The 11,179-nt window shown below is 38.2% G+C and carries 8 protein-coding genes; 6 read left to right on the top strand and 2 right to left on the bottom strand.

Annotated elements, in window-relative coordinates:
• Positions 1-8 precede the first annotated feature (8 nt).
• The 6 genes from MTCD1_RS15030 (at position 9) to MTCD1_RS15005 (ending at position 7,670) form a co-directional block, all read left to right on the top strand.
• Positions 9-1,367, top strand: coding sequence for an O-antigen ligase family protein (locus MTCD1_RS15030; RefSeq protein ID WP_057180478.1), 1,359 nt, complete (start codon positions 9-11; stop codon positions 1,365-1,367).
• Positions 1,368-1,435: 68 nt separating this feature from the next.
• Positions 1,436-2,701 carry a glycosyltransferase family 4 protein gene (locus MTCD1_RS15025; RefSeq protein ID WP_057180476.1) on the top strand — a complete coding sequence of 422 codons (1,266 nt, stop codon included), beginning with the start codon at positions 1,436-1,438 and terminating at the stop codon, positions 2,699-2,701.
• Complete coding sequence (locus MTCD1_RS15020) at positions 2,694-3,800, top strand: glycosyltransferase family 4 protein (protein WP_057180474.1); 1,107 nt, start codon at positions 2,694-2,696, stop codon at positions 3,798-3,800. Before MTCD1_RS15025 ends, MTCD1_RS15020 begins: the two co-directional genes overlap by 8 nt.
• A 132-nt stretch (positions 3,801-3,932) precedes the next feature.
• On the top strand, positions 3,933-5,729 hold the full coding sequence (gene glmS, locus MTCD1_RS15015; RefSeq protein ID WP_057180472.1) for a glutamine--fructose-6-phosphate transaminase (isomerizing): 1,797 nt from the start codon (positions 3,933-3,935) through the stop codon (positions 5,727-5,729).
• Positions 5,726-6,454 carry an acyltransferase gene (locus MTCD1_RS15010; RefSeq protein WP_057180469.1) on the top strand — a complete coding sequence of 243 codons (729 nt, stop codon included), beginning with the start codon at positions 5,726-5,728 and terminating at the stop codon, positions 6,452-6,454. The genes glmS and MTCD1_RS15010 overlap by 4 nt, the downstream gene beginning before the upstream one ends.
• Positions 6,447-7,670, top strand: a complete 1,224-nt coding sequence (locus MTCD1_RS15005) for a glycosyltransferase (protein ID WP_057180467.1) — start codon at positions 6,447-6,449, stop codon at positions 7,668-7,670. Before MTCD1_RS15010 ends, MTCD1_RS15005 begins: the two co-directional genes overlap by 8 nt.
• A 134-nt stretch (positions 7,671-7,804) precedes the next feature.
• Here the strand turns inward: MTCD1_RS15005 and MTCD1_RS15000 are convergent, their stop codons facing one another.
• Both MTCD1_RS15000 and MTCD1_RS14995 read right to left on the bottom strand, forming a co-directional pair.
• Positions 7,805-9,601, bottom strand: coding sequence for a sensor histidine kinase (locus tag MTCD1_RS15000; RefSeq protein WP_057180465.1), 1,797 nt, complete (start codon positions 9,599-9,601; stop codon positions 7,805-7,807).
• A 74-nt stretch (positions 9,602-9,675) separates the two neighbouring features.
• Complete coding sequence (locus MTCD1_RS14995) at positions 9,676-10,905, bottom strand: ABC transporter substrate-binding protein (RefSeq protein ID WP_057180463.1); 1,230 nt, start codon at positions 10,903-10,905, stop codon at positions 9,676-9,678.
• Between the last annotated feature and the right edge of the window lie 274 nt (positions 10,906-11,179).

The raw sequence follows: 11,179 nt of genomic DNA, 5'->3' as shown, positions 1-11,179 counted from the left end.
GGTGACTTATGACTTATACCCCCTTAAATATTACCGGCCTGGCAATTTTATTAATGCTGTCAACCTTGACATTATACTTATTTCCACACCCTATTATCCTAATTATTATCGGGCTAGCTCCCTTTGTTCTGTGGGGCATGGTCAACTTCTCTTTTGCGATTGTCTTAGCTTTTATTATTTTTTCATTTTTTCGAATTCATGAAGTTTTTCCTATTTTAGAACCGTTGAAACTACCTTTACTATTGGCATTAGCAGCGATATTTATCATTTTTTTACGAGCCAGCATCCTGCAAAACCTTCATGCTTATTGGTGCCCTCAATTTACCTATTTAATTCTCTTTTCTTTGTTGGTAACTATTGCTGTCCCCTTTGCCAGTAATGTCGCGGTGGCAACAAAAGCATGGACAGGGGTTTACAGCAAAATTATATTAATTACCTTTATTATTGCTTGGATGATGCGTAAGGAGAGTCACTTTATTAGCGCAAGCCGTGTCTTTATCTTTGCTGGTGCTGTTGTTGGACTTGTTGCCCTATATAACAAATTCAACGGTATCGGCTTAGTGGAGGGAACGCGGGTCACGATTGGCCGAGATATAGGGTCTTTACTTGGCGACCCAAATGATTTAGCGCTGGTGCTTTTGTATCCTATGGCCTTCGCTATAGCCACTTTTTTAGAGCAATCATTATCTAAATTTGAACGGTTATTTAGCTTGACTACTTTTTGCATTTTACTCTATGCCCTATTAGCGACGCAAAGTCGTGGCGGCTTACTGGGCTTTTTAGCGGTAATAAGTTTATTTGCCTATAAGCGCATACGTTCGAAAGTATTATTGTTTACCGGGGGCGCAATGGCCCTAACTGTTTTATTTACCGTCGCAAAGATCAGTGAAAGAGCATCAGGTGGAGCGGCTGAAGTTGGGATAGACGAGTCGGCCATGGGGCGACTTTACGCCTGGCAAGCAGCATGGAATATGGCGCTGGATAATCCGATTCTAGGAGTAGGCATTAATAATTTTTATTACAATTATTTTTTCTATAGCAGTCATTGGGACGGTTTAAACCATGCCGTTCATTCTACTTGGTTTGGTGTACTGGCCGAGTCCGGCTTTGTTGGGCTAATACTATTTGTTACTTTAATTGTCAGCACTTTACTTATGTCTTTAAAAATGTTGAATACAATCAAGGTTGAAGATCATACTCCTGGCATACGTGTAGCACTCAATGCTGCTCCTGCTGGTATTATTGGCTTTATCGTTTCTGGTACCTTCTTAACTCAAGGCTTTATCTGGCCAATATATTTACAAGTTGCTTTAGTCATTGCTTTAAATCGTTATCTGCAGCCGATGAGTGGCAGCCGAACGACCTGAAGAGGCAGGGTTCAACTGAAATCAGCTTGGCAATCACTGTAATGTTCCGCACATCTGAGGAAATAAACATGACAGCTTTTAGTAGACAAGAGAACAGGGTTAATAGCCGAATTTTATACGTTCACTATGGCGAAAACTGGCTCAGAGGCAGTGAAATTGTCCTGTTAGATTTACTTAACACAGCGAAACAGCATCACTATTCACCCGTATTGTGGTGCAATAGTGAGGTGTTAGCAAAGCAGGCGACAAAACTAGGTATTGAGGTAATTATTGATAACTTCGTTTGTCTTGGTTATTGGACCACACCACGGTGGAACTTCCACCAGTATTTTAAATTACTTTTTAAAGCGAAAAAGTTATTGCTGCACTATAAGATTTCCTTGGTACACTGCAATAATGGTGCACCTTGCCAATGGATGGTACCTGTTTGCAAATTTATGGCTATGCCCTTACTGCTGCATTTACATGCTAGGTATATGTATAGAGACAGGCTAACGTTATTATTTCACGGGGCCGATAGCGTCATAGGTGTTAGCCAATCAGTCATTGACATATTTAAGCATAATGAGTTTAACAGCCAACCAGTGGCAGTTATCTATAATGGCATTAACCCACAGCGAATATTAAGCCCTTGCCCGAGGAATATTAGAGCTGAGTTATCGGCAAAAGATACTGACTTTGTCATATTATACCTAGGCTCATTAATTCCTAGAAAAGCAGTAGAGCAATTACTGTATGCACTAGCTAAATTAAAAAAACACTATCAAGTAAAACTTGCCATTGTTGGCTCTGGCAGTGAAGCAGCCAAGTTAACTCATTTAGTTACTCAGTTAAATTTAACGCATAACGTTAAATTCTTTTCAGCGAGCGATAAGGTCGCTGAAATATACTCAAGCAATGCCGATTGTTTTATTTCAGTGCCGTTGGAAGAGGTTTTTGGCCTAACGCTGGCCGAAGCAAGTTTTGCTAAACTGCCCATCATCACCAGTAATATCCCTGGAATTAATGAAATATATACCGACCAGGTAAATGCGCTATTAGTCTCACCTAACAACACTGATGAGCTCGTTAACGCAATAAAGTCCTTAATTGACAGGCCACTTTTAAGAAAGAACCTCGCTAGCAAGGCACAAAAACATATAATAAAAATGTTCTCTTTAAAGCGACAGTTCATTGCCTTCAATCTTGTTTATCAATCCTTGTTACAGCGTGACAGCAAGCACAGTATGACGAAACTTATATTTTTACACACTAAGACCTTGCTAATAGCATTTTTAACTAAAGGCTATACCCACATACTGTTAAAGCTTTCATCGGGGAAGAGTCATGATTAAACGTGTGTTAATTTATGATCCTGTGCCTTTTAAGGGGGGCTCTAAAATAGTGATGAAAACAATAGTCGCTGAATTACCTAGCTATATTGAGGTATGGGTTATTTCCAATGACAGCGACTCTTGGTGTAACTTCAATGTACACTTCGTTCCATTGTTTTCTCCTCTTTACCTGCAAAATAAAACCACTGGCATGCTTTACTTTCTAAAGCACTTTGTTTATTTGTTTTCGTTAATCACCAAGATGATGAAACTGAAAAGATTCAGCAAAATAATCGGCTTTTCCGGGCCAAACGTTGATTTTTCACTATATCTGCTCACTGAGATAATTAACATAGATATTATTCAACTTATTCAAGGTGATATTGCTAACTCTAAAGTTGCTAGTTTTGGTTTAACGCGAGCAAAACAGGTGTTTTACTTACCATCCACTTATGCCTCCATTTTCCATGCCTTAAAATGCCATAGTAATAAGGAAAATATAGCGAACAATAAGTATATCCCTTTTGTGAATGGTATTAACTGCTCAACCATCAAAGTAAAGGATACTAATAATAAAAGTAGCGATAAAATTGGCTTTTTATGGGCTGCCTCTTTATTAAAATGGAAGCATATAGAACTTTTTATCGCGGCTATAACCAAGCTAAATAGTAGCTATGAAGATGTTAATAAATATTTTGCCAGCGTTTGCTATATTGAGCCAAAAAATGACAGCTATTTAGATATAGCTGACTTTGCTAAGGTTGATAATATTCACTGGTATGCGGACCCTAACAATTTAAATGAAATTAGAGCAAACTCATCGGTATTTATCTCTACTGCTGAACATGAGCCTTTTGGCCTATCAATTTTAGAATCCATGGCTGCTGGACTAGCCATCGTAATTCCCGCTGATAATGCTTATTGGGATCAACAGCTAACAAATAACTACGATTGCCTAAAATATAGTCCTAATAACATGGAAAGTTTAGTGCAAGTGTTAACCCGACTAATAAATGATCCCACTTTATTATTGAACATTGCTCAGCAAGCTAAACTTAGGGTCCAACACTATTCCCATCGTAGTTGTTATGCACACATTCTCAAAAGCATTCGCAATTAACAAAATAGCCTTGTCAAAGTGCAAAAATACAATATTTCCCAATATATCACTTTGATTTTATTGAATATATTCATTGGCATAATAAATGCTTAGTAATCAATAGTAGGATAACAATGTAAAGAGGTATTTGTTATGTGTGGCATTATTGGGGCAGTAGCAGACTCAGCAATAAAACCAGTATTAGAGGGTTTAAGTCGGCTTGAATATCGCGGTTATGACTCTTCTGGTATTTCAATTTTAGCCGATAACGAAATTAAAACACGAAAAGTACAGGGTAAACTTAATCAGTTAAAACGTTTACTATCAGAACAGCCTTTAGAGGGTAAATGTTGTATCGGTCATACCCGTTGGGCTACACACGGAAAAGCCACGGTAAGCAACGCCCACCCACATCAATGTGGGCGAGTGGCTGTTGTCCATAATGGCATCATTGAAAACTACTTACACTTAAAAGAAAAGTTACTGCAATGGGGCCACCATTTTAACAGTTCAACCGACAGTGAAGTGATTCCTCACTTAATAAATCATTATTTATCGCAACACCTGTCTGAAGAAGATGCCATAGCGAAAACCATTTTACAATTAAAAGGCAGTTATGCCTTGGGTGTACTAATCAATGGTGACAGTAATAACCTTTATGCCATCAAACAAGGCAGTCCCTTAGTTATCTCACAGGGGGTTAACGGCGCTTATCTGGCATCAGACGCCATGGCTTTAGGGCCGGATAGCAGTAAAATTTATTATCCTAAAGACAATGAATTAATCAAGCTAACGAGTCACGGCATCAAGCTTTGCAACCCAAGCGCCAATAGAAAAATCCATTATATCAACAATAGCTATTGCTCAAAGATAGTATCCAAAGGTGAACATAGTTCCTTTATGGAAAAGGAAATTTTTGAACAAGTTGATCTACTTAATAGCTTGTCAGTTGACCGTCACGCCAGCGACTATTCAACGATAAATTTTAACGACTTCAATAAAATTACTATCATTGCCTGTGGCTCTTCATATTACGCAGCCTCGGTGGCAAAATTTTGGTTTGAAAAGTACGCTAATATTTTAGTTGAAGTCGATATAGCCTCTGAATATCGCTATCGTTCGCCGGTAATGACCCATAAAGAGTTAGCCATTTTTGTTTCTCAATCGGGAGAAACAGCAGACACCTTAGCGGCATTAAAGTATGCCAAAGCGAATAAAGTACAAACATTAGCGTTAGTCAACGTCGCGAATAGTAGCATAGCGAGAGAAGCCCATTTTACCTTTGAAATTTATGCCGGTCCAGAAATTGGCGTAGCCTCAACCAAGGCTTTTACTTGTCAGTTAGCCATATTTTATAAAATGTGTCTTGAAGCAGCACAACAAAGAGCCTTTATAAAGTTCGATGAGTTAAAACAATTACAACAAAACTTTCTGCAACTACCTTACTTAATTGAAAAAATTTTACAACGCTGTACAGAAATCAAATTACTGGCGATAAAACTCAGCAGATACTCAAATATACTATTTATCGGTCGCGGTATACAAACGCCCATAGCACATGAAGGCGCGTTAAAACTGAAAGAAATTAGTTATATTCATGCCGAAGCTTACGCGGCAGGGGAATTAAAGCATGGACCAATAGCCTTGCTTGATGAGCAAATGCCCGTGGTCGTCATAGCACCTAAGGACAGTTTGACCGATAAATTACTGTCAAACATTCAAGAGGTACAAGCTCGTAACGCGCCATTATTTATTATTGGCGATGCTTCTATCAGGGATTATATCAACTTAAAAGAAGATGAATTTTTTGAGTTACCCCCAGCGCCAGAGTCCATACAGCCCATTATCACTGTTATCCCAATGCAATTGCTCGCATTATACTGTGCTCAAACGCTAGGAAAAAATGTTGACCAACCCAGAAATTTAGCTAAATCGGTGACAGTAGAATGATTACTTTTAACATTAACCACGCAAAACAGTGGGCTAAAACAAGTGATAGTGTCTCAGCTCAACTGATAAAAAAACTTTGGTTCACCATCAAGACCATAGAAATGCCAAACATTCCCGTTATATTTAAGCTGCTTTATATCATTCATATAGTTTTAAAACAGATTATAGCGGATGTACTACGCATTTTTTATTACACACCTTTATTTAAATCTAGGCTAAAAAACCAGCCTAAACAGCTTTATCTGTATGGTGGTTTACCCGTTGTTATCGGCAGTCTAGACATAATTATGGGCGACAAAGTCAGGTTAGCGGCTATGACCACAATAAGTGGTCGAGCCGTTGGTAATACTATCCCGCTATTAGTTATTGGCAATAATGTTGGTATTGCCTGGCGTACCTCAATATCCGTGGGCAATAAAATAACCCTAGGTAATAACGTCCGAATTGCTGGTGATTGCTACTTAGCGGGTTATCCTGGACACCCCATTAATGCCAAATTACGGGCGCTAGGCAAACCAGACCATGAATCGCAAGTAGGCGATATTACTTTACAAGATGATGTCTGGTTAGCCACCGGGGTAAAAGTGATGCCCGGCGTGACTATAGGCCGAGGTACCATAGTAGCTGCAGGCAGTGTGGTCACCAAAAGTTTACCCAGTTTTGTCCTCGCTGCGGGTGTACCAGCAAGAGTTATAAAGTCAATTGAGGCGGATAATCATGATTAATTCAACGTCTTCAGTATCTGCAGGTAAAAATAGACCTATTGTGGTTTTTGGTGAAGATTGGGGCGCACACCCCAGCTCTACTCAACATTTAATTAAGGTACTTGGACAAACTCGATCCATTATATGGTTTAATTCTATTGGCTTAAGAAAGCCAAAGTTTACTCGGCATGACTTGTTCAGACTTTATAATAAAGTGAAATCTTTTTTATTTGCTCAAAACAAGCATGATGAAGTCAATGTGCACAATAGTAGTCATTTCGTTATTATTAATCCTCTGGTGATCCCTTGTGCAGATAGCTGGCTTGCTTTGAAAGTGAGTAAATATATTTTACAGTATCAATTCCGCATAGCCTGCAAAAAATTGGCCATTAGCAATCCTATTATTTGGACATCGTTACCCACTTCGGTCGACTATTTAGAACTATTTGGCAATGCTCCTTGTGTGTATTATTGTGGGGATGACTTTAGTAGTCTTGCCGGTGTAGATCACGAATTTGTGGCAAAAAAAGAGCTTGAGTTAATTGAAAAATCAAACTACATTTTTACCGCCAGTGAAAAACTGCAAGAGAAATTCCCTCGTGATAAAGTAGTCAATATTCCTCATGGGGTAAACTTTTCACTCTTTAGTGAGCGGGTTAATATTACCCCGAGTGATTTACCACAAGGTAAGCCTATAGCCGGATTTTATGGCAGCATTTCAACCTGGTTAGATCAAAATTTATTAGTGCAAACGATCACAGCACTACCCCATTGGAGTTTTGTTTTTATTGGCGAGCTAAGCTGTAATGTAGATAAATTAAAGCACTTTCCTAATGTATATTTTCTTGGGGAAAAACCCCATACAGAATTACCTAAGTATATTCAAAATTGGAATGTTGCCATCTTACCTTTTGTAAACAATAAGCAAATTCAAATGTGTAACCCGTTAAAGTTAAGAGAGTATATAGCTAGCGGCACCCCCATTGTCACCACTGATTTTAATGCTTTAAATGGTTATCGAAAGTATCTGCAAATATCGAGTTCGGCTAAGCCATTTTATCAGGCGATACTGCTAGCAAATGCTGAGATAACTCCAGTAGTTAACTTTGATAAGCTAGAGGATATAAATGACCTGCTTGCGCTGACTCAAGTAAAACAATGCCGAAAGGCATGCGTAAAAGATGAATCTTGGGAGAATAGAGCAATGGATGTGCAACGTTACTTAGTAATGTGCTAGGAAAGCTAACAACGTTGAATTTGTACTGACTAACAGTCTGCATAAATATTTAGCCACTATGGCTTGCTAAAATCAACAGTAACGAGTTTTACCAACACCGGTTGCGCTCAATGCTAATACTAGCGCCCTGCCGGTCAATTTATCGGTAGGTGCACAGAAAAACAACTGCCCTTGCCTATTTCGGACTTGACCATAATTTTACCGTCATGTTGTTCAATGATTTGATGGCTAATGGACAGACCTAAACCAGTTCCCTCTCCAACAGGTTTACTGGTGTAAAAAGGAGTAAATATTTGTGCTATGTTATCGGCATCTATTCCCATGCCAGTGTCTTCAATTTCAATAATAATACTGCTCTCCTCAACAAAACTCCTGACATAGATATCGCCTTTATCCGTTATAGCTTGGCCCGCATTAATCAACAAGTTCATAAATACTTGATTCAATTTTCCCGGAAAAACACGTATGGCTGGCAAAGGCTGTAAGTCGACATGTACCTGACAACAGTATTTAAGTTCATTGTGAACCATATTTAAGGTGGCCCTTAACCCTTCATTGACATCGATCAGTACTTTTTCTGAGTGATCAACACGCGCAAAAGTCTTTAAGCTTTTTACTATCTCGGTCACTCTATCTACGCCAGAAATACTACTCTTGATTAAAGGCGGTGAGTCCTTAAAAAGAAATTCAAGCTCATATTTCTTTGCTAATCGCTTATGGTTTTCTTTTTCTTCGTCACTAGCAAGCGTTTCGTTAAATTCATGATAGTATTTTTCAATATCACTAAAATAATCGGCTAACACCTCTAAATTACTGCGAATAAAACCAATGGGGTTGTTAATTTCATGAGCAACACCTGCGGCTAGTACACCTATGCTGGCCATTTTTTCAGAGTGTACTAATTGTGATTCACTCTGTTTTAATTCCTCATTGGTATTTGAAAGTTTTTCATAACTTTGCCTTAACGCGCGCTCACGTTTGGCTACTTTTTCACTCATATGATTAAACTGTTTAAATAAATCGGCAAATTCCTTGAACCTTAGATCTTCTTGCAAGGCTTGCGGCTCATTGCCTTGTTCAAGGCTTGACGTTAACTGAGAAAGGGCCAGTATAGGTTTAACAAAATAGCGATAACCATAGAAATAAGCCAAGAGTGTCGTCAATACAATGGCAACAATAATAAGGCTGGCTAGCTGAATAACTAATTTTGACAAGGCTTCATTTCGATAGGATTCATCGATAGTAAAGGCAAAGCTCACTCCAGCATCTTGCCATTGCATCATTTGCTTAGTGCCAATGACTTGCTTGCCAAAAGTCGCAATAGTTTGCCCCGCCTGCACCACTTCAATCATTAAGCCATCAAGTAATTCAACATCACCTTGCCTAGCGTGAATAGCTTTTAACGGTATATTGGCTAACAAAACACCTTCAACATACTGATTATAAACAACAGGATAAGCTAAACACCAAAAGTATTTTCCATCAATATTTAAGACTTTGATAGAACTGGAAACCTCGCCACTCAGGATACTTTTAAGCCAGGGGTATTCTCTATAATTAATACCAGATTGCGAGGTGGAATATAACGTACTACCTTCAAAATCGAGTAAGGTTTCATCATATTTTTGACCTAATAATGTTAATCCTGCCATGTAATCTTGTATCTTGCCAAGGTTACTTTTTGGTTGCATCAATGCTTGTATAAACAGCGAAGCACGAGCTTGCTCTTCTAATAAAATTAAATGATGATTAATAAACACTCGGTAATTATTACTTAACGTATTAATTTCTCTATGGGCTATTTTTTCATATTCAGTGTTCACTGATTCAACCACATGATTGACCACTAAGCTGGTAATTATTACCGCTAAAGCTAAGCAACTTATAAAAACAAATCGTGCTAAAGCAAAAGATACCCCAGTCTTAACCATTTATTTCACCCAATATTTTCATTATTATTAGTTTCATCAATATAATTTTCACTATGCCGATTAGGTGTTATTTACTAGTTAAGTAAGACAATTTCATCTTTATGGTTAAATTTCCCCATAGAGTAATCGTCAATAGTTAGTGCTTCATGAGCATTAAATTGTTGCTTATTATAAGGGGAAAATGGTCGCTGATAGTTTTTCAACAGTCCTAGCACCGGCTTGGCTAAATGCTCTAAGGCATGATGAATCAGTATTTTATCTTTATCTTTATCCCCAGTTAATTTAACTTGTTTGATGGCAGATATGACAATTTTAGTCAGATCATAAGCGTGAATAAAGCCTGTTTGTGCCTTTATGTCCCCTTTGTGCTTTAGCTCCTTATTTGACTTAATGGCTAACGCTAACACGTTTTTAGCAAACATTGATAAATCTTCATTTAGAAATGAAAAATTGGTTTGGATAAACTGTAAATCTATTTTTTCCCGCTGACTTGCGGACACTTTTTCAGTAAAATCCCCGCCAGTTATCCCCCAATGGCTCCTAATAGGTAAACGAATGTTTTGTGGTAATTCAACCATGGCATGAGTGAAGGTAGCGCCTTCAGCAGAGTTACCCACAAAAAATATTACATCAGCACCACTGGCTTTAATATCTCGAAGTAAGACTTTGGCATGATTTTTCCCAGTGCCCCAATTAAACCAAGACAAACCCACAGGTGTTATCGATGCTTCCTTAAGGGCTTGTGTCATTGTTTTTTCATTTGAGCGACCCCAACCGGTGTCCTCTAATAATAAGTAAGGTTTACGAAAACCTTGCTCAATGGCTTTTTTGCTAATAAAGCTACCGGCATTACTGTCATCAATCGACAAGCGAAATATCCAGTTTTGCGCTGAGCTGCTGCGAGTGATTGGCCCAGCGGCTGCCCAGGGATCTAAAAGAAGAATTTTATTTTCATTAATGAAATCTTTATTCGCTAAGAGGGGCGGCGAATGGAGACCAGAAAACACCATTAATGCTTGTTTATCTAGCAAGAAATCTTCTAAATTACGTCTACTTCTTAATGAGTTAGCCCGGTGATCTTTAGTAATGACATCAAAATTAATTCCCTGAAGTTGATAATCAACCTCAGCCAATGCAGTATTGATACCTTGCTGTATAGCTAAACTCGAAGCTTTAGCACCACTAAAATCAGCATCAAGATAAATAGTATATTTTTGCTGAGCATGAACCTCTGCAGTATAAGTAGTGAGTAAGATAAGGCAGGAAAAATATAAAGATGCAAATACATATTTACTAAAAAACATAACGTATCCTTTTATTAATTAATGACATACTTGTCTTATTCATTATAGTGAAGTTATCACTTTAACAGATTAATCATACTATTTTATGGCTCTGTTGTAGTTTAGTTTTGCTGAGTAATACCATTTTCATTAAGTTTGTGATCTTGTTGTGTGTAGGGAAAATAAATCAGGGCAAGGCGCTCGATTGACCAATAGCAGGCTATTGGGATTGAGAGCAACGCCGCCTTGGAGTATTTTAACCAGCACAAGTGGGCAATAATTTAATGAAATTGGT

Source organism: Colwellia marinimaniae, assembly GCF_002207865.1.
GTDB lineage: Bacteria > Pseudomonadota > Gammaproteobacteria > Enterobacterales > Alteromonadaceae > Colwellia > Colwellia marinimaniae.
Note: the sequence above shows the minus strand (reverse complement) of the source record. Positions and strands in the feature narration are given on the sequence as shown.